At 34.6% G+C, this 18,721-nt stretch carries 22 protein-coding genes; 16 read left to right on the forward strand and 6 right to left on the reverse strand.

The genetic code is table 11. The features are described 5' to 3' along the window. Positions 1–10: 10 nt before the first annotated feature. Positions 11–1,861 carry an RNA polymerase sigma factor RpoD gene (gene rpoD / locus OQK60_RS04775; RefSeq protein ID WP_297684626.1) on the reverse strand — a complete coding sequence of 617 codons (1,851 nt, stop codon included), beginning with the start codon at positions 1,859–1,861 and terminating at the stop codon, positions 11–13. Positions 1,862–1,998: 137 nt separating this feature from the next. On the opposite strand from rpoD, the gene OQK60_RS04780 reads away from it, so the two are divergent. From OQK60_RS04780 to OQK60_RS04830, 11 genes are all read left to right on the forward strand, one after another. Next, positions 1,999–2,823: a flagellar hook-basal body protein gene (locus tag OQK60_RS04780; RefSeq protein ID WP_297684628.1), complete on the forward strand. Its 825-nt coding sequence runs from the start codon at positions 1,999–2,001 to the stop codon at positions 2,821–2,823. A 3-nt stretch (positions 2,824–2,826) separates the two neighbouring features. Further along, positions 2,827–3,615, forward strand: a complete 789-nt coding sequence (gene flgG / locus OQK60_RS04785; RefSeq protein WP_297684630.1) for a flagellar basal-body rod protein FlgG — start codon at positions 2,827–2,829, stop codon at positions 3,613–3,615. A gap of 135 nt (positions 3,616–3,750) precedes the next feature. Next, a complete protein-coding gene (locus tag OQK60_RS04790) occupies positions 3,751–4,263 on the forward strand; it encodes a 3-isopropylmalate dehydratase small subunit (protein WP_297684632.1) in 513 nt (170 codons plus the stop codon). Then, entirely contained in the window at positions 4,263–5,330 is a 1,068-nt protein-coding gene (gene leuB / locus OQK60_RS04795) for a 3-isopropylmalate dehydrogenase (RefSeq protein WP_297684634.1), read from the forward strand. Before OQK60_RS04790 ends, leuB begins: the two co-directional genes overlap by 1 nt. Continuing rightward, positions 5,327–5,575 carry a tetratricopeptide repeat protein gene (locus OQK60_RS04800; protein ID WP_297684636.1) on the forward strand — a complete coding sequence of 83 codons (249 nt, stop codon included), beginning with the start codon at positions 5,327–5,329 and terminating at the stop codon, positions 5,573–5,575. The genes leuB and OQK60_RS04800 overlap by 4 nt, the downstream gene beginning before the upstream one ends. Next, on the forward strand, positions 5,566–5,925 hold the full coding sequence (locus tag OQK60_RS04805; RefSeq protein WP_297684637.1) for a hypothetical protein: 360 nt from the start codon (positions 5,566–5,568) through the stop codon (positions 5,923–5,925). Before OQK60_RS04800 ends, OQK60_RS04805 begins: the two co-directional genes overlap by 10 nt. Beyond that, positions 5,925–6,761 carry a formyltetrahydrofolate deformylase gene (gene purU / locus OQK60_RS04810; protein ID WP_297684639.1) on the forward strand — a complete coding sequence of 279 codons (837 nt, stop codon included), beginning with the start codon at positions 5,925–5,927 and terminating at the stop codon, positions 6,759–6,761. The genes OQK60_RS04805 and purU overlap by 1 nt, the downstream gene beginning before the upstream one ends. 1 nt (position 6,762) lies before the next feature. Beyond that, entirely contained in the window at positions 6,763–7,233 is a 471-nt protein-coding gene (locus tag OQK60_RS04815) for a tRNA (cytidine(34)-2'-O)-methyltransferase (protein ID WP_297684642.1), read from the forward strand. Next, complete coding sequence (locus OQK60_RS04820; protein ID WP_297684644.1) at positions 7,233–7,385, forward strand: hypothetical protein; 153 nt, start codon at positions 7,233–7,235, stop codon at positions 7,383–7,385. The genes OQK60_RS04815 and OQK60_RS04820 overlap by 1 nt, the downstream gene beginning before the upstream one ends. A 238-nt stretch (positions 7,386–7,623) precedes the next feature. Further along, positions 7,624–8,283, forward strand: a complete 660-nt coding sequence (locus OQK60_RS04825) for a LexA family transcriptional regulator (RefSeq protein ID WP_297684646.1) — start codon at positions 7,624–7,626, stop codon at positions 8,281–8,283. A 10-nt stretch (positions 8,284–8,293) separates the two neighbouring features. Further along, on the forward strand, positions 8,294–9,703 hold the full coding sequence (locus tag OQK60_RS04830) for an SH3 domain-containing C40 family peptidase (protein ID WP_297684648.1): 1,410 nt from the start codon (positions 8,294–8,296) through the stop codon (positions 9,701–9,703). Here the strand turns inward: OQK60_RS04830 and OQK60_RS04835 are convergent. Next, positions 9,700–10,005, reverse strand: a complete 306-nt coding sequence (locus OQK60_RS04835; RefSeq protein ID WP_297684650.1) for a hypothetical protein — start codon at positions 10,003–10,005, stop codon at positions 9,700–9,702. The genes OQK60_RS04830 and OQK60_RS04835 overlap by 4 nt on opposite strands. A gap of 148 nt (positions 10,006–10,153) precedes the next feature. Then, positions 10,154–11,353 (reverse strand): tetrahydrodipicolinate N-succinyltransferase N-terminal domain-containing protein, encoded by a 1,200-nt coding sequence (locus OQK60_RS04840; protein ID WP_297684652.1) that lies wholly within the window; start codon positions 11,351–11,353, stop codon positions 10,154–10,156. Positions 11,354–11,468: 115 nt separating this feature from the next. On the opposite strand from OQK60_RS04840, the gene OQK60_RS04845 reads away from it, so the two are divergent. Continuing rightward, positions 11,469–11,978, forward strand: coding sequence for an ankyrin repeat domain-containing protein (locus tag OQK60_RS04845; RefSeq protein WP_297684654.1), 510 nt, complete (start codon positions 11,469–11,471; stop codon positions 11,976–11,978). Between the two features lie 6 nt (positions 11,979–11,984). On the opposite strand, the gene OQK60_RS04850 is transcribed toward OQK60_RS04845, so the two are convergent. From OQK60_RS04850 to OQK60_RS04860, 3 genes are all read right to left on the reverse strand, one after another. Continuing rightward, complete coding sequence (locus tag OQK60_RS04850; RefSeq protein ID WP_297684656.1) at positions 11,985–12,176, reverse strand: hypothetical protein; 192 nt, start codon at positions 12,174–12,176, stop codon at positions 11,985–11,987. A gap of 8 nt (positions 12,177–12,184) precedes the next feature. After that, positions 12,185–12,796 carry a DUF6166 domain-containing protein gene (locus tag OQK60_RS04855; RefSeq protein WP_297684658.1) on the reverse strand — a complete coding sequence of 204 codons (612 nt, stop codon included), beginning with the start codon at positions 12,794–12,796 and terminating at the stop codon, positions 12,185–12,187. Between the two features lie 186 nt (positions 12,797–12,982). Continuing rightward, positions 12,983–13,714 carry a molybdopterin-binding protein gene (locus OQK60_RS04860; protein WP_297684659.1) on the reverse strand — a complete coding sequence of 244 codons (732 nt, stop codon included), beginning with the start codon at positions 13,712–13,714 and terminating at the stop codon, positions 12,983–12,985. Positions 13,715–13,803: 89 nt separating this feature from the next. Between OQK60_RS04860 and OQK60_RS04865 the strand changes: the two genes are divergently transcribed. From OQK60_RS04865 to OQK60_RS04880, 4 genes are read left to right on the forward strand one after another with little or no spacing between them, the layout of a single operon-like run. Further along, on the forward strand, positions 13,804–14,109 hold the full coding sequence (locus OQK60_RS04865) for a hypothetical protein (RefSeq protein ID WP_297684661.1): 306 nt from the start codon (positions 13,804–13,806) through the stop codon (positions 14,107–14,109). A 45-nt stretch (positions 14,110–14,154) separates the two neighbouring features. Next, positions 14,155–16,542, forward strand: coding sequence for an MMPL family transporter (locus OQK60_RS04870; protein WP_297684663.1), 2,388 nt, complete (start codon positions 14,155–14,157; stop codon positions 16,540–16,542). After that, positions 16,539–17,321, forward strand: a complete 783-nt coding sequence (locus OQK60_RS04875; protein WP_297684665.1) for an outer membrane lipoprotein-sorting protein — start codon at positions 16,539–16,541, stop codon at positions 17,319–17,321. Before OQK60_RS04870 ends, OQK60_RS04875 begins: the two co-directional genes overlap by 4 nt. A gap of 2 nt (positions 17,322–17,323) precedes the next feature. Beyond that, positions 17,324–18,709, forward strand: a complete 1,386-nt coding sequence (locus tag OQK60_RS04880) for a DUF1302 family protein (protein ID WP_297684668.1) — start codon at positions 17,324–17,326, stop codon at positions 18,707–18,709. Positions 18,710–18,721: the final 12 nt, after the last annotated feature.

Below are 18,721 nucleotides of genomic sequence, written 5' to 3' on the forward strand. Positions count from 1 at the left end.
TGTTCAAGTTTTATTCTTCTATGTAGTTTTTAAGTTTTCTTCCAACTTTAGGATGTTTTAACTTTTTAATCGCGCTTGATTCGATTTGACGAACGCGTTCACGCGTTACGCTAAGCTCTTTACCGATTTCTTCAAGTGTTCTATCGCTTTCATCGTCCATAATTCCAAAACGAAGTTTTATAACAGCTTTTTCTCTTTCGTTTAGTTGTTCTAAAACGCCTTCTATTTGAACTCTTAAATCATCTTTTAATATCGCATCTGATGGAGAAAGTGATGCTTTGTCTTCTATGAAGTCGCCAAAACGGCCATCATCTTCGCTACCGATAGGAGCTTCAAGAGAGATAGGTTCTTTTGTTATCTTGATTACATTCTTAACTTTTTCAACTGAAAGCCCGACTTCTTCTGCGATTGTATCAACATCCGGTTCTTTACCGTGTTCTTGAAGGTGTTTACGCATAATTTTATTTATGCGGTTGATAGTTTCAATCATATGGATTGGAATACGAATAGTTCTGGCTTGATCTGCAATAGCACGAGATATAGCTTGACGAATCCACCAAGTAGCATAAGTTGAGAACTTATAACCTTTTTGGTATTCGAATTTATCAACCGCTTTCATGAGACCGATGTTTCCTTCTTGGATAAGGTCAAGAAAAGGTAGTCCACGGTTTGTATATCTTTTGGCAATTGATACAACAAGTCTTAGATTTGATTTTGCCATCTTAGTTTTAGATATTTCAGATATATTTTTACCGCGTTTAATCTGCTCTAAAATGTCAGCTAATTTTTCAGGTTCCATATCAAAGCTATTTTTTGAAGCTTCTTTTGTTTGAACAAGCTTTTTTATTTCCATATATGTACTAACCATAGTTGCTTCAGGAACCATATTGGCAATATCTTCTTTGTTGAGATCTTGAATTTTGCTAACAAGAACTCTGTGATTTGCTTTTAGAGTCGCATTAAATAGAGGAAGTTTATATTCCAATCTTTTTAGCTCTTTATCGTAACCCTCATCACTTTTAAGTGCAGTCTCCATCGCTTTTACAAGTTCATTGATAAGTTTTGAAGTTGGTCCTAAATCTAGCAGTTTTTCTTTTAAAACAGATTTTTTAAATGTCACATTTAAAAAATATTGAACTATTTCTAGAGTAAGTTCACCATCTAAATCTTCAGGTGCTTTTTCAGCAAGTTTTATCCACTCTTTTTTTGCTTTTTCTAAAGCTTTGAAGCTAATAGTGACTTTTTCAACTCTAGTTTTGTCTTTTGCTGTTAATGTTTTTTCTTCTTCATCTTCTGACACCTCTTTGTCTTCAGCATCATCATCTTCTTTTTCATCTTCAAAGCTTTTAAACAGCTCTTTAACTCTTCTCTCACGGTTGATAAGAGGCTCTTTGTAGTCTAAAATGAATTCTATCAGATAAGGAACAGAACAGATTGCATCAATGATGATACTCTCACCACCTTCAATCTTTTTGGATATTTCAATTTCTTCTTCTTTAGTCAGTAAAGGAATCTGACCCATCTCACGAAGGTACATACGAACTGGTGAGTCTGAACGAGACCATTCAAGCAGTTCATGCTCTTTTAATATATCAAACTTATCTGTTTCATTATTTTCAAGCATTTTTCTTTGCGCACTTCTTCTAGCTTCTGCTTCTTTATCGTTAAGAAGTTTTGCATGTTCAGATGAAGTGTAGATGCAAGCTTTATGTTTTTGAATAAGCTTAAATATATTTTTTGCCTGTGCTGCTGTTGGTTGTTTGTCAAAAAGTTCTATTAGAGATTCGTATGTTGAACACTCTTTTGGTTTTTGATTGGTAAAGAATGTTTCAATAGCTTTGTTGAGTTCTTTAGCTGTCATATAGAATATACCTTGTGGATGATTTGTATAAGATTTTTCAAAGGTGGATTATACCGAAATAGTCTTAATATTTACTTCTGTTTATTTTGGAACACCCTTTGCTTTATGCTAGAAAATATTGCAGATAAAGGGAATTCATGCAGAGTGGATATTATAGTTCAGCAGCAGGAATGGTTACACAGTTTAATCGTCTTGACACTATTGCAAATAATCTTGCTAATGTGAATACGGTTGGTTTTAAAGAAGATAATGTTGTTGTTGGTGACTTTATGCGTCTATATAAAGAAGCCAGAGATGAACTTCCAAATGCTAATCATACTAAAGAAGCAGCGCAATTCCTAAATAGAACAATAACTAAAGCACCTCAGGTTGTTGATTCTTATACTAATCACTCTCTTGGAACAATGCAGCAAAGTAACAATCCTTTAGACCTTGCACTTTCAAGAGAAGGACTTTTCTTTTTAGTTAAGACACCCGACGGAGTAAGGCTTACTAGAGACGGCTCATTTACAAAAGATGATGAGGGGAAGCTAGTCACAAAAGGTGGATATGAAGTTTTACCTAGTGATTATTTTGATTCTGAGGAGCCAATTAGACTAAGTCAGGGAGACACTGTTCTTGAAATAGATAAAAATGGACAAATGTTAACAAATGTACCCGGTACAGTAACTCTTACTGCTGGTTCAAAACTTTTTGTAGCGCAACCTGATAATATCGCTCTTCTTAAAAAAGAGGGAGATAACCTTTACAGATATGACGGTGTAGAAGAACTTAAGAGTTTGGAAGACACCGGAGCAGTAAAGCAGGGTTTTGTTGAAAAAAGCAATGTAAATGCTGTAAAAATGATGACACAGATGATAGAAACAAATCGTTTAGTTGGAATGTATCAAAAAGCTATGCAGGTACAGATGGATGATATGAATAACGACGCAATTAATAAACTAGCAAACACTAAAGGATAAAATATGATGCAATCACTTTATACTGCCTCAACAGGAATGTTAGGGATGCAGACACAGATAGATACAACAGCCAATAATATTGCCAATGTTAATACAATCGGCTTTAAGAAATCTCGTGCAGAATTTGCTGACTTGATGTACAAAGTTATGGAGTATGCCGGTACTTCAACAAGTGATGTTACTAAGAGTCCAACAGGTATAGAAGTTGGACTAGGTTCTCGCCCTACAGCTATCAATAAGATATTTTCAGAAGGTTCTTTGAAGCAGACTGACAACCAACTTGACATGGCTATCACCGGTAAGGGGTTTTTTAAACTTGAACTTCCGGATGGAACAGAAGTTTACTCAAGAAACGGTGCAATGAAGATTGATGCCAATGGCGCTATTGTAAATAGTGATGGCTACATGTTAGTTCCTCAAATGACTATTCCTGAAGATGCGACTAATATTACCATAGGTACTGATGGTACCGTTACTGTTGTTCAGCCTGGGCAGACACAGGCAACACAAATTGGGCAATTAGAATTGACTAACTTTGTAAATCCGGCAGGTCTTCACTCTATGGGAGATAACTTATACATCGAAACTGACAGTTCCGGCCAACCGGTAGCGGGTACTCCAGGTGTAGAGGGTTTAGGTATTCTTAGACAGGGCTTTGTAGAACTTAGTAATGTTGAGCTTGTTGTTGAGCTTACAGATCTTATTACAGGCCAAAGAGCTTATGACTCTAACTCAAAAGTAATCACCACAAGTGATGAAATGCTACAAACTACGAACAATCTCAAAAGATAATAACTTCATATAAATAAGCTTGATATTTGTTAAATATCAAGCAAGCTTCCCTTTAGCAATATCATTTTATAAAACTACAATCACATTTTAGATATAATCGCAAAATTAAATTAGAAAATATAGTTAGGAATTTATATGCAAAAAGCAAATATTGATGGTAAAGTTTGGAAATTCGGTAAAGATATAGACACAGATTTAATCATAGCGGCTCGTTATTTAAACACTTCAGTTCCCGAGGAACTAGCAAAGCATGTTATGGAAGATGCAGACCCAGAGTTTGTAACTAAAATGAGTGTTGGGGATGTTATAGTTGCCGGAGAAAATTTTGGTTGTGGCAGTTCGCGTGAACACGCACCAATCGCTTTAAAAGCTGCCGGTGTTGCCGCAGTAATCGCACCTACTTTTGCAAGAATATTTTATCGTAATGCATTCAACATGGGACTACCTATCTTTGAACTTAAAGAGAGTGCTGAGATAAATGAAGGTGATGAGATTAGTGTTGATATGAACAACGGAACTATAACAAATAAAACTACGGCTAAAACATACAACTTTACACCTATTCCAGAGTTTATGCAAGAGTTAATCGATGCAGGCGGACTTATGAGTTTTGCTCAAAATGAAATAAAAGCTCAGGAGAGTAAATAATGAAAACATATAAAATTACACTTATAAAAGGTGATGGAATCGGACCGGAGATAATAGACGAGGCTGTAAAAGTTTTAGACTCTGTTTCTTCATGTTTTGATTTCGATTTTGAGTATACAGAAGCTTTAATGGGTGGTTGTGCTTATGATATTGCAGGAGACCCGCTTCCACAAGAGACTATCAATGCTGCTCTAAATAGTGATGCTGTACTTTTTGGGGCAATTGGTGGAGAAAAATGGGATTCATTGCCTCGTGAGAAGAGACCAGAGAGCGGGCTTTTAAGATTTCGTAAAGAGCTTGGAGTTTACGCAAACCTTCGTCCGGCAGTTGTGTATGATGAGCTTATCAACGCATCATCATTGAAACCTGAGATTATCAAGGGTGTTGATATTATGGTTGTTCGTGAGCTTATCGGCGGTATCTATTTTGGTGAGCCAAAAGGTCGTACTGAAGACAAAGGCTGGAACACTATGGTCTATACAAGAATGGAAATAGAGCGTATTGCACATCAGGCATTTAAAATAGCACAAAAAAGAAGCAAAAGAGTTTGTTCAATTGATAAAGCAAATGTATTAGATGTATCTCAGCTGTGGCGTGATGTTGTAACAGAGATTTCTGCTCAATACCCGGATGTAGAACTTTCTCACATGTATGTAGATAATGCTGCAATGCAGCTGGTTTTAAATCCAAGTCAATTTGATGTTATGCTAACAGGAAATATTTTTGGTGATATTTTAAGTGATGAAGCCTCTATGTTATGTGGTTCTATCGGGTTGTTGCCATCTGCATCGGTTGGTGAGAAAATAGGTGTATATGAGCCAATTCACGGTTCAGCTCCTGATATTGCAGGGCAGGGAATTGCTAATCCGATTGCTACTATATCTTCTGCATCAATGATGCTAAGATATGCTCTTGGAGAAGTTGACGCGGCAGATAAAATTGAAGCTGCTATAAAAAGAGCTCTTAAAGAGGGATACAGAACAAAAGATTTGGCGCAGTATGATGCCAAAGAAGTTTGTTCAACTAGTGAAATGGGTTCTATTATTGCAAACTATGTAGCAAAATGAAAACATTAACCTTAGCAAATATATATGAACTTCAAGGACTTAAAGAAGAGGCTCTTGATATTTATAAAGAGATTTTAAAAAAAGACCCTTCTAACGGTGATGCTAAAATTGCTATAAGAAGACTCTCTGGAATGAGAAAAAAGTTTTTAAATGTAAATACACAGATGAAAGAGTTTTTTTTAAAAATGGACGGTGATGTTGAGTTTAACGAATTTGAAAGGTGGTTATTGAAGTCATGGAATTAAAAGATGTAATACTTTCTACTTTGGCAGAAATGGAAGATGTAAATAAACAAAACGACGATATAAAGCCAAAAAACAATATTGAAGTTAAGCCAAGAGAAGAATCCAGCCCCGTAATTCAAACAGAATCTCAAGTTTTTTCTGATACTTTGTTAACAGAAGAAAAAGGTTCTGATAATGAGATGATTTTTTTAAATTCAATGAGAGAAAGACTTCTTGTACTCTTTGAAGGTTTTCAAGCACCAAACAATACTAATATAGAAGCAAAAGTAGATATGACATTGAATTTTTTAGAGTATATGCTCGTTAGTATAGATACAAGAGTCGAAGAACTTGAAAAAGGTCATAAATAATGAGTCAATACAGAGTGCTTATAGATACAGATGATGAAAAAGGTCTAGTTCATAAAGTATCTACAGTTTTTTACAAAAATGACTTAAATATGCTTTCAAACAGCGAGTTTGTTGATAAAGAGAACAATAAGTTTTTTATGAGAAGTGTTGTTGATGGTGATATTGAGCTTAAAAAATTAAAAAAAGAAATCTCAGAGGCTATACCTTCAAATGCAAATATTGAAGTAATAGAACCAAAGAAGAAAAACATAATCATTATGGCTACAAAAGAGATGCATGCACTTGGTGATATTCTTGTTCGTCATGAAGCTGGAGAGCTTGAAGCAAATATACTTGCTGTAATATCTAACTATGATGATTTAGAATCTTTTGTAAAAAAGTTTGATATTCCTTTTATTACAATTTCACATGTAGGTTTAGACAGAGCAACACATGAGAGTAAAATACTTGAATGTTTAGCAGGATACAAAGATATTGACTATATTGTTTTAGCAAAATATATGAGAATTTTAACTCCTAGGTTTGTAGAAGCTTATGAAGATAAAATAATCAATATCCACCACTCATTTTTACCTGCTTTTATTGGTGCAAATCCTTATAAACAGGCTTATGATAGAGGTGTTAAGATTATTGGTGCTACATCGCATTTTGTAAACAATAACCTTGATGAAGGTCCGATTATAGCTCAAGAAGTTATACATGTAGACCATGCTTATGGCTGGAAAGATATGCAGCGCTCCGGTAAAGATGTGGAAAAAGTAGTCCTTTCGCGTGCTTTAAAATTAGCACTCGAAGATAGAATTTTTGTATATGCCAACAAGACTGTAATCTTTTAACATGTCGTTTAACCTTGTTCTTGTAAACCCACAAATACCAAATAATACCGGTGCTATTGGACGATTGTGTGTAAATGCCGGTGCATCTTTGCATATTATCAAACCAATAGCCTTTGATATTGATGAAAAAGCAGTAAGGCGAGCCGGCTTAGATTATTGGGAGAAACTGGACTTACATGTATGGGAGTCAATTGATGAATTTTTTCAAAAGAATGAAATAACCACAAATGCTCATTTTGCAACAACTAAAACAGATAGACCATACTTTGAAGCAGAGTTTAAAGAGGGTGATTTTATATTTTTTGGTAGTGAAACAGCAGGAATTCCTGAGGATATTTTAAATGCATACAAAGAGCAAAATATCACTATACCAATGACTAAAGACGGTAGAAGTCTAAATCTCGCTATAAGTACAGGTATAGTTCTTTATGATGCAGTCAGACAAAATTACTCTACATTTGGAGACAGTTGATGGGTGGATTTATTGATGGAGTGATGATTATTCTTTTTGTACTCTTTATGATTTTTATTTTTGGCGGATATCATAAAAATAAATCAGCAGCTCGTGAAGCAGAGAATGATATGAATAAAAAAAAATCTACTGAACAAAACAAAGATAAATAAAGCTAAACTATTAAAAAACTCTCTCTGCCCATTTTTCTAAACTATTTTCAAATCTCTCTAATAGACTTTGTGCATTTTTTACAATGATTGTCATTTCAAATCCTTTAATTAATTGTTAAATAGTACACATAAATTTATATTAATATTAAAAATATTGCATTTTGTCATATAATCTTTGACATTATTGCAAAAAAGTATTATAATTTGGTGTATTTGAATTAAAAATAAAGGAAATGTCATGAAAAACTTTTTAGAAATCATAGAAGAAGTTAAGAGTATTGTTTCTGCTGAATATAATGGTAAAAAAATATTTGATAAAGATGTTGCCGATCTGTTAGGCATTAGTCAAATGAACTTTGCAACTATGAAAAAAAGAAATAAAATTCCTTTTGGTGAGCTTTTAGATTTTTGTGCATTAAAGTCCATATCAATTAACTGGATGCTATATGGCCAATCACCAGAAAGCCTTATTGATGCAACAAACAAATTTTTTATGGTTAAATACTTTAATGATGTAAATGCATCTGCCGGTGGAGGCGGAGAGAATGAGTATGAAGATGCTCAACAGATAGAAATACCGCATGAATTTGTCCAGATGCTTGGAGGTGAGAGAGAGCTTCAAAATATAGAAGCTATTAATGTCTCCGGTGATTCTATGGAGCCTACTTTTAGCTACAATGACATAGTCTTTATCAATAGAAGTAAGACTGACCTTCAAAGAGGCGGTGTCTTTACCATAAGAACAGAAGCAGGCTTGTTTATAAAGAGAGTTCAAAAAAGAATAGACGGAAAAATAGATATAATATCTGATAATGAAGTCTATTCAACACAAACGCTTGACCCAAGAGAGATTGAAGTTATAGGTAGAGTAGTTAGTAGATTTGGTGAAGTTGACTAAAGGTTTTTAATTGAAATATGTTTTTATAATTTTATCTATTGTTATACTTGTCGGCTGTACGGTTAAAGAGCAAATACAAGTAGATGTAATAACTCCTGTTAAAGAGATTGCGGTTAAAACTGATGAAAACCTTACTTTAGAAGAAGTATCGGTAAAAGTTCCAAAAAAAGTCATACAAATATCTGACTTGATCAACATACCACAAGATGTTACACAATACTCACAACATATCTCTAAAAATGCAGTATTTGACACTACTCAGGAAAAATATGAAAAATATTATTTTAGAATATGGAATATTAACGATGTGCCAGAAACCTTAAACTCTATTAAATGGCCTTTTTCATCATTTAGTTTTGGTGAAAGTTATGGAGAGAACTTTCAGTTATTGGAGAAGAGTTTTTTTGACTATATGCTGGAAAATGCAAACTTTGATACATATGCAACAGTAAATAAAAATGCAGTTACATTGAATAATATTGATATTAGAACTTTTCCAACAATAAAACCGCTTTTAATGGATCCAACTCTTGCAGGAGAAGGCTTTCCGTTTGATTATATGCAAAACAGCACAATTTCTGCAAATAAACCAATATTTATTTCACACTATTCTAAAGACAGAGAGTGGGTATATATCTTTAGTAGTTTTGCATCAGGTTGGGTTAAATCGGATGAAATAGTTATAATAGATCAAGCATATAGTGATTTGTGGCAAAAAGCACAACAAGTCAGCATTGTAAAAGAAGATGTTCCAATATATGACAATAACGGAAACTTTTTGTTTAAGTCAAAGATAGGGATGATGTTCGCATTGATACAAGAAAATACGGATACATATACAATACTTACCGTCTCATCATATAAACATTCAAAACCACTTTATACAAAATCTAAAATATCTAAAGATATAGCTAAAAAAGGCATACTGAAGTTTAATGAGCACAATATAAATAAAATTGTTTCTGAAGTCTCTAAAACAAACTATGGTTGGGGCGGAATGTATGGGCAAAGAGATTGCTCTTCAATGCTTAGAGATATGTACGCTCCCTTTGGCATCTGGCTTCCTAGAAATTCGTATCAGCAGAGTAAAGTAGGAAAAGTAGTATCACTTGAAAATCTCAGTGACGAAGAGAAGATAAAACTCATAAAAGATGAAGCTGTTCCATTTGAGACATTTTTGTATAAAAAAGGACATATAGTTTTGTATGTTGGAACTTATAATGATGAAATTATAGTCTTTCACAACACTTGGGGAATCAAGACAAAAAAAGATGATGTAGACGGCAGAGTAGTGATCGGTAAGCCGATATTTAGCACTCTAAGATTAGGAAAAAATCAAGAAAATTACGATGAAGACTCAGAGATACTTCGAAATTTAAAAAGTATGAATACTTTTACGAAGCACCCTAAAGAAGATTAAGCTTTTATGTCTAAAAGCGAGCCAAACATTTCATCTTGTGTTTGAATGGCAGAAACATTTGCAGATGTTGCGCCTTGTACTATCATCTGGTCTGGAATCTCTTTAGATAAATCAGTTTGACTCTTTTGTGAGCCTGTATCATCTGTTTTACGGCTGTTGGCAGTAACAGAACTTCCAGTCTCTGACATCACCGTATCTGTCGGTCTAAACTTATCCGTATTTACATTTGCAACATTGTGCGCATTGTTGTTCATCATGGTTTGGTGAGCTTGTATAGATGAGATATTGTTTGATATATTCATTTGTACACTCCTTATCAGCTGTAAATTATAATAGTTAGAAGCTAAAAGTATGGTTATTTATTTGAAGTAGTTTTTTACATATAGAAAAGTATTCTACACCCCAAGAGTACTTCTTCGTTTTACTCAGGGCGTATGAAAAGAGATATATCTAGTGAAGATCGGCGTTTAGCTTAATCTCTCTGGTTGAACGAGAAGCTGTAATCTCACCGGTCATAGAGTTTTGTCTAAAGTGAAGACCGTGAAGTCCAGCTAGGCTTTTTCCTTTAAAGATTTCACCTTCCATAGTTAAACCTTTATTTACTTCTTGAATTTTAGCAAGCTCAGCAGGGTAAATACCTACTTTAGTACCTTCAAGAATTGCTAAACCTGCATCGATAATGCAGCCGTCACCCAATGGAATACCACAAGTTGAATTTGCTCCAAGAAGTGTGTTTTTACCAATAGAGATAGGGTTTCCGTCAGTTCCACTTAGTACACCAAGGATAGAAGCTCCACCACCAACATCACTTCCTGCGCCAACGATTGCAGAACTTGAAATTCGTCCCTCAACCATAACCGGTCCGGTTGTGCCGGCATTGAAGTTAATATAAGAAGAACCTGGCATTACAGTCGTTCCGGCTGCTAGCTGAGCACCAAATCTAACTTTTGAAGTGTCAAGGATTCTAGTGTTATCAGCAGGAATGATGTGCTGAAGGAATCTTGGGAATTTATCTACAAAGTCAATATGAGGATATTCATTTGCTAATTTTAGTTCAATTTCAAACTCACGAAGGTACTCAAGCTCAATTGGCTGACCGTTTGACCAAGCTACATTTGGAAGAGCTCCAAAAGCACCGTTAAGGTTGATGCTTCTTAGTTCAACTTTTGCTTGACTCATCGCATATAGTTTTAGGTATGACGCTTCAACGCTTTTTAGTGCTTCATCAGCAAATATAAATGTTACTTTAAACTCGCCTTCTAAAGAACCGCTATTCATGATTTGATTGTAAAGTGCAGATACAACTTGAATATTTTTGTGAGCATCTCCGTAAGCTTCATCCGCATAAGGAGTGAAGGCATTTAAACAGCTCTTTAAGAACGCAGCATTGATGTTACACACAACTTCACTCTCATTAAAATCTACTTCAATACCTTGTTCTGCTAGTGCTTTTATAAAAATAGCAGCACTTCCAAAATTCTCATTCCAGTTTACTAGAGGGTAAGTTGCCTGAAGAGTTTTTTCAATATTTAGCTGTCCGAAATCTACTCTACATATACCAAAAGCTAAAGGATCTTTATAGCCTTTAGTAGATGATTTGATATTTTCTATAAGTGCTTTAAAAGCATCTGTTGTTTCAATTATTTCCATGAATTCTCGCTTAAGTAATTTATTGGTCGCATTATACTTAAAAACTACTAACAAGAATTTATATATACTATCGTTCTAGGTTTTAATAACTAAATTTATATAAAAAAGAAAAAACATGGCTATGCATACCTGGATAGAATTTTTAAAAAACAACGACTACTTAAGTGTTAAAAAACATATAAAAGATGGATTAGATGTAAACGATGCCAATGAAAACGGTGAATCTGTTTTAGCTCATGCTCTTAGGTATGGGTGTGATATGGACTTGTTGATGCTTCTAATAGATTCCGGTGCAGATGCGTACGACTTTGATGAAGAGGGTGTGAGTATCTTTGACATGGCAATTACTTACGATAATTTAGACATGGTTAAATATTTAATAGATGAGGGCATAGATGTAAATGCAACACGAAGAAAAAGCGGGTTTACTCCCCTAATGGCTGCTGCATGCTATGGAAGAATTGAGGTAGCCAAGTTGCTGATAGAAAAGGGTGCTGACAAAAATGCGGTTGACTCAAAAGGAATTAGTGTTATTGATTTTGCAAGAAAGATGAATAAAAAAAGTATTTTAGGATTACTTGATTACGATGAAAACAGTCCTAAAAACACTTCTTATGCTAGATAAAAACTCTTAATCAAAAAATTTGCCTTGTCTCTCATCATCAAGAGGTTTGCGCTTTTCTTTAGCTAGCCACTCTTGAAGAAGTGCTTCAACAACTTTACTGAGACTCATCTTGTACCTATTTCTAGAGTACTTCATAGCTTCATCCCATGTTTTTTTATCTATTAATAAACTTCTTGTTACTTCATCTTTTGGCTGCATTATAGTCCTTAAGATGCTTGAAGCAGATTTACAAAACTTTTGTAACTCTCTACAATTTTTTTATTTTTTTGACTCTGTATATAAAATTCTATTGCTTTTTTCCCTAGTCTAGGTATTTCATTTTTAACTGCCCAACTGCTAACCGTACCTTCTGGAACTTCAAGTATATTAGCAAGATGTTTTTGTGTGATTTGCAGTTCACTACAAACTTCTTTAACTATATTTGCCTTTGCTTTAGATCTTTTTTTTCGTTTTTGCGGCTCTAAAACAAGGATATCCTCAGGCTCTTTTTTTACTTCTGTTTTTGTAGTGTTTTCATCTATCCAGTCCAATACTTCTGACGCACTTAAGACCCAATCTCTGCTGTTCATATTTTTTATAACTTCATTGGTAAAATTTAGAACATTTGTTTTAGCAAACTCTTCATTGGAGAGTTGATACAGGATTGAAAATGCCAATTGTCTCGCAGCAGGACCGGTATGACCCCAATCAAAGCCATTTTTTGATTCAGAATATAAATCATTTCTCAGTGAAAGTTCTAGTTCTCCGTAGGTTACAAACCTTGCTCCAAGTAATGTTTTGTGCCCTTTAAAAGCATGGTTGTTTCTCATGTTAGCCATATTTGCCTCTTAAATTTTAAATGTATAATGATCATCGACTTTATTGTTTTTTGCTTTTTTGTCACAAAAAGAAAAACGATAGACAACATATATGGATACACTTAGCAATAATAGTGCCAATAACCAAATTAACATGATGAATTTCCTTGATTTTTACTTATGTAGTAAATATCGACATGTGCATGATTATATTAAGCTGTAGGGGATTTTTAACTCGTTTAGATACTTTGTAAAAAGATTAAAATTGTTTTGTACATGTGACTTGTCTGAAGCACATAGTGATATCTCAACAGAGACTTTATCTTCGCCTAGTATAGGTAAAGAAGATAGTTCTATATCTGAAGGAATCTCTTTCATAACGGATACAAGGGTGTTTTCACTGGTTTGTGCAAGCAGAGTCAGTCTGTATTTTTCATCTGGTTCACTAAAAAATTCCTCAATTGCTGCACTAATCATAGGGTGTGCCATCTGCGGAAATCCCGGAACAAAAAAATATCTGTTTTTCAGAGAAAATCCTGACATGTTGTTTACAGGATTAAATAGCAAACTTGAGTCTACAGGCAAATCTGACATGTAAATTCTGTGTGGATATGCCTCGTCGCCAAATCTATCTACTATATCCTGCTCAAATTTTTTATGTCTTTGAAGTGGTTTTGATGTGAAAACTTCTGCAGCAATAGCCCTAGTCAAGTCATCTGGAGTAGAGCCTATTCCTCCAAATGAGAACATAACTGATTTTTTGTCATTTTTTATAAGAGTGTATATATTTTTAATAAGCTCTTCATTGTCTTTAATAATAAATGAAGCGGTTAGTTCATGCCCGTATTTAGCAAGAGCATTTTTTAAAAACTCAAAATGTTTATCTATTCGGCGACCATTAAGTATCTCAGTGGCAATTATGCAAGCGTAAAAGTTCATTGTGGTTTCTGCTTTTTATTTAATGTTATTTAGAGATTATACTATTATATAGAGTATAATTACAAAATTAAAATTATAAAAGGTGTTTTATGTCTTATGCACAAAAACTACAAGAGTTACTAACAAAGAGCGTTATCCCTGATTTAGATGAGAGATTAGACGAAATATTTGAAGAAATTGCTGACAACAAAGAAGCAAGCGAAGATGCAAAAGAAGAGATTGAAGAACTTCGTGAATTCAAAGCTGATTTGCAAGATGTTTTAGAAGATATAGAGAATGGGGATATTGAAGAAGATGAGTGCAAAGAGCTTATAGACGACATTTTAGAGGCTCAAAAAAGCAGCGAGGAAGAAGATTTTGGATTTTTTGAAGAGAATGAAGTTGAGCAAGACTAAATAACAACTTCATTACAGATATATAATTAAAAAATCAGGAGTCTTATGAACTGGAGAAATAAAACAGAATCTTTTTTAGAAAAAATGGGTTTAATTATTGCAAGAAATCCAAAAAAAATCATTTTAATAACTTTAGTGTTAAGTCTTGCAATTATTTCAAATGTTCCAAAGATTACCATAGATACATCAACTGAAGGCTTTTTGCATAAGGATGATCCTGCTTTAATCAGGTATGAAGAGTTTAAAAAGCAGTTTGGCCAAGATGAGATGATACTGTTGGCTGTTAAAACAAAAGATATATTTGATATAAATTTTTTGAAAAAGTTAAAAAAGCTACATGTAGATTTAAAAAACAACACTCCGCATTTAAATGATATAAACTCAATTATCAATGCCAGAAATACAAGAGGTGAGGGTGATCGGCTTATAGTTGAAGACCTGTTTGAAAACTGGCCAAAAGATGAAGCAGAGCTAAAAAACATAAAAGAAATAGCACTAAACAGTGAACTTTACAGAAATCTTATTTTTAATGATGACATGACTTTGACAACTATTATCATAGAGCCAAGTGCTTATGAGGATAGTGAGGGTGGAGATGATTTAGCAGGGTTTAGCGATGATAGTGCACCTGCAAAGGAACTTGAATTTTTAACTGATGAATCAAAGAGTGAGATGTCTAGAAAGGCTTATGAGATAGCACAAAAATATAAATCTGATGATTTTGAAGTATATTTAGCCGGTTCTTTGGCCGTTAATGATTTGATTAAAAAATCTATACAAAAAGATATGCAAAAGTTCGTCAAACTGGCACTTTTGATGATGATTATATTTTTATTTGTAGTGTTTCGCCGTGTTAGCGGTGTCGTTCTTCCAATCTTTATTGTTTTCATCTCTTTGCTTACAACAGTTGGCGTTATGTCGCTGTCTGGCACGCCTTTTACTATACCTACGCAGATACTTCCATCATTTCTTTTAGCTGTTGGCATCGGTGCTACCGTTCACTTGCTTGCAATGTTTTTTAAGCACTTTAATAAGCATGGCTCAAAAGAAGAAGCAATTGCTTTTGCGTTGGGACACTCTGGGTTGGCGATTATTATGACATCACTAACAACAGCTGCCGGACTTCTATCTTTTGCTTCTGCAGAGATTGCTCCTATTGCTGACTTGGGTATTTTTGCAGCTATCGGGATAATGATTGCACTTGTAAATACAATAATTTTATTACCGGCGATGTTAGCGGCAATTCCTATTAGGCCGGCAAAAGACAAACATGTGCAAAAATCTTTGAAGATGGATAAGTTATTAGTTTCGATTGCTGATTTTAGTATCAACAATGCTAAGTCCATAGCAGCTACAGGTGTTGTGATTTTTGTTGTTAGTTTATATCTTGCAACGGGTGTCAAATTTCAGCATGATCCTCTTAGTTGGCTGGAAGAAACATCTCATGCAAGGGTTGCTACGGCTCTAGTGGACAGCAAACTTAGAGGTTCTGTAACTATGGAAGTGATAATAGATACGAAAAAAGAGAATGGACTTTATAACTCGATACTGCTGCAAAACCTTGATAATGCAAGAAAAACAGTTCAAATGATAGAAAATGACAACTATTTTGTAGGAAAAGGATGGAGTGTTGCTGAAGTTTTAAAAGAGATTCACAGAGCCTTGCATGAAAATAAGCAAGAGTATTATGCTATTACAGACAATAGCGCTCTTATACCTCAAGAATTTTTACTTTTTGAAAACAGCGGAAGTGATGACTTGGAAGATTTGGTTGATTCATCGTTTTCAAAAGCGAGAATGACATTGAAACTGCCATGGATGGAAGCAAGTGAGTACGGTGAGCTTGGTAGCGAGCTTGAAACTATATTGAGAGCTGAGCTGGGAAATGATGTTGATATTACTATAACAGGTATGGTTCCATTGTTTCAAAGAACGCTTGTGGCAGCTATGAGTTCAATGGCTTCTAGCTATGTTACTGCCTTTGTGCTCATTACGCTTATAATGATAGCTATACTAGGAAGTGTAAAAGTTGGCTTAGTCAGTATGCTGCCAAATGTTTTACCGGTTGTCATGACGCTGGCAATAATGAATATTGCAAATATGCCCTTGGATATATTCACTATGCTTATCGGAGCGATTATTATAGGTTTGTCAGTTGATGATACTGTGCACTTCTTTCACAACTACTCGCGCTATCATGCCAGCGGTGTAGGTGTGAGAAAAGCTATACAAGAGACAATGATGGGCACGGGCAGGGCTATGATAGCAACTACTATTGTTTTGTCTTTAGGTTTTTATATCTACATGTTTGCTTCCATGAGCAACCTTGTAAACTTTGGAATACTAACCGGTAGTGCAATTATTATTGCTTTACTATCAGACATATTACTTGCTCCGGCTCTATTAAAACTTATATCTAAGGAAAACAAATGATTTTAAAAACACTGTTGGTAACTTTACTCTCATTAACGCCCCTTTTTGCTCTTAGCGGAGTAGAAATAGCACAAAAAGTGCATGACAGAGACGAGGGTGACAATGTAACATCGAAAATGAAGATGACGCTTATAGATAAAAACGGACATGAGAGAGTCCGTTTGCTAGACACATACGCAAAAGATAAAGGTGAAGACACGCTAAAGTTAATGTTTTTCTTATCTCCCGCAGATGTTAAAGATACAGGTTTTTTGACATACGACTATGAGGACAGCTCAAAAGATGATGATCAATGGTTATATCTGCCAGAGCTTAAAAAAGTAAAAAGAATCGCTTCTAGTGATAAAAGTTCATCGTTTATGGGCAGTGATTTTACATACTCCGATATGACTTCAAGAAATGTAGAGGACTATACATATGAAATTATGAAAGAGCCTGTTGTAAATGGTCATAAGACTTGGCAGATGCTGGTTACTCCTAAAACTCAAAAGACTATAGATGAAACCGGATATACTAAATCTATTGTTTTTGTAAGACAAGACAACTTTGTAATAATTCAAGCACTAAACTACATTAAAATAGGTAAAAAACTAAAATATATGATGGTTACAGGCCTTGAAAAAATTGAAGGTATTTGGACAACTACAAAGATTCAGATGGTGACGAAAAAAGGGAAAAAGACTCTTCATAAAACTGTTCTTGATTTCTCGGATATAAAATATAATCAAGATTTAAAAGAGTCGCTTTTTACCACTCGCACACTTGAGGTCGGTCCGTAAAAATGGCAAAAAAATCTCTTGTTTCATTTTATATCATTGCTGTTATTTTATCTGCAAATATTTTCGCAAACGAGTCAATAGAGGATGATTTAGGTGGTTTTGGGCAAGAGATAATTACCAAAGAAGTATTGCCGATACAAAAAGAAGAAAATGACTTTATACTTAGTGGTGATTTAGCTTTTAAAACCTCTGTTGGATATAAAAAACATAGTGTTGATGGTATTGAATACTCTGGTATAAATCAAGCTCAAACATCACTATATCTTCAACTTGACGGCAAGCTTTCAGATAACTGGAAGGTACGAATAAGTGCAAATGTGTTTTATGACGCCATTTATGACATGTATTCGCACAATGACTACAGTAAAGATATAAAAGATGATTACAAAACTCAGCTAAGGCTTGATGATACTTATATTCAAGGTAAGATTACTTCTAATATAGATGTAAAGATAGGCCGTCAAATCGTCATTTGGGGAAAATCCGACACCATAAGAGTAACAGATGTGATTAATCCTCTTGACAACCGCCTGCCGGGTATGACAGATATAGAAGATTTGAGACTAAGCGTTACTATGGCTAAGCTTGATTATTACAGTGGAGACTGGAATTTTTCTTTTATGAGCATTTTTGAAAACAGAATTATGCATGAAGCACCGCCAAGAAGTGAATTTTTTCCGGTAGATAGCATGTTTGCAGTTGCACCGGATCCATTTTTAAATCTTGAGACACCTAGTAACTCTTTTGACAACATGCAGTATGCTTTTGCTGCAAACGGTACATTTTCAGGCTGGGATCTGTCTTTTTACGCTGCACATGTACTTGATCAGAAGTGGCATTTTGACCATGTTCAGGGCAGTGTAGCTCTAACAGACACAACGAGAATAGTAAACAAAGTAGACATGCTAGGCTCTGCTGTAAACATAGCAGACGGAAGCTGGCTTTACAAGGCTGAAGCAGTGTATTTGAGCGGAGTGGGTTACAATACAACAGCAGACAAAAAAAATCGTTTGGATTTTTTAGTGGGTTTTGACTACTCTGGTTTTCGCGACACCGTAATCTCTTTAGAGGTTGCAAACAGACATATCTTTGAGTATGAAGCGCAGATGAAAAATCAAGCTGATTATGTAGATAAAGATGAGATGCAAACGGCTATTAGGCTTACTCGCTCTTTTGAGAACGAAACCATCAATGCAAATGCTCTAATAAGTATGTTTGGCTCAGAGTGGGAGAACGGAGGTTTTGCTAGAGTTTGGGTTGATTATGAACTTGCAGAAGCTTTGAGTTTAAACCTTGGAATAGTTGACTACATAGGTGGAGACAAAGTGTTCATGGACGCCATAAAAGATAACGACAGGGTTTTTGCAGATATTACTTATAGTTTTTGATTAAGGATAGAT

The sequence above is a fragment of the Sulfurimonas sp. genome, from assembly GCF_026196735.1.
In the GTDB taxonomy this organism is placed as follows: Bacteria; Campylobacterota; Campylobacteria; order Campylobacterales; family Sulfurimonadaceae; genus Sulfurimonas.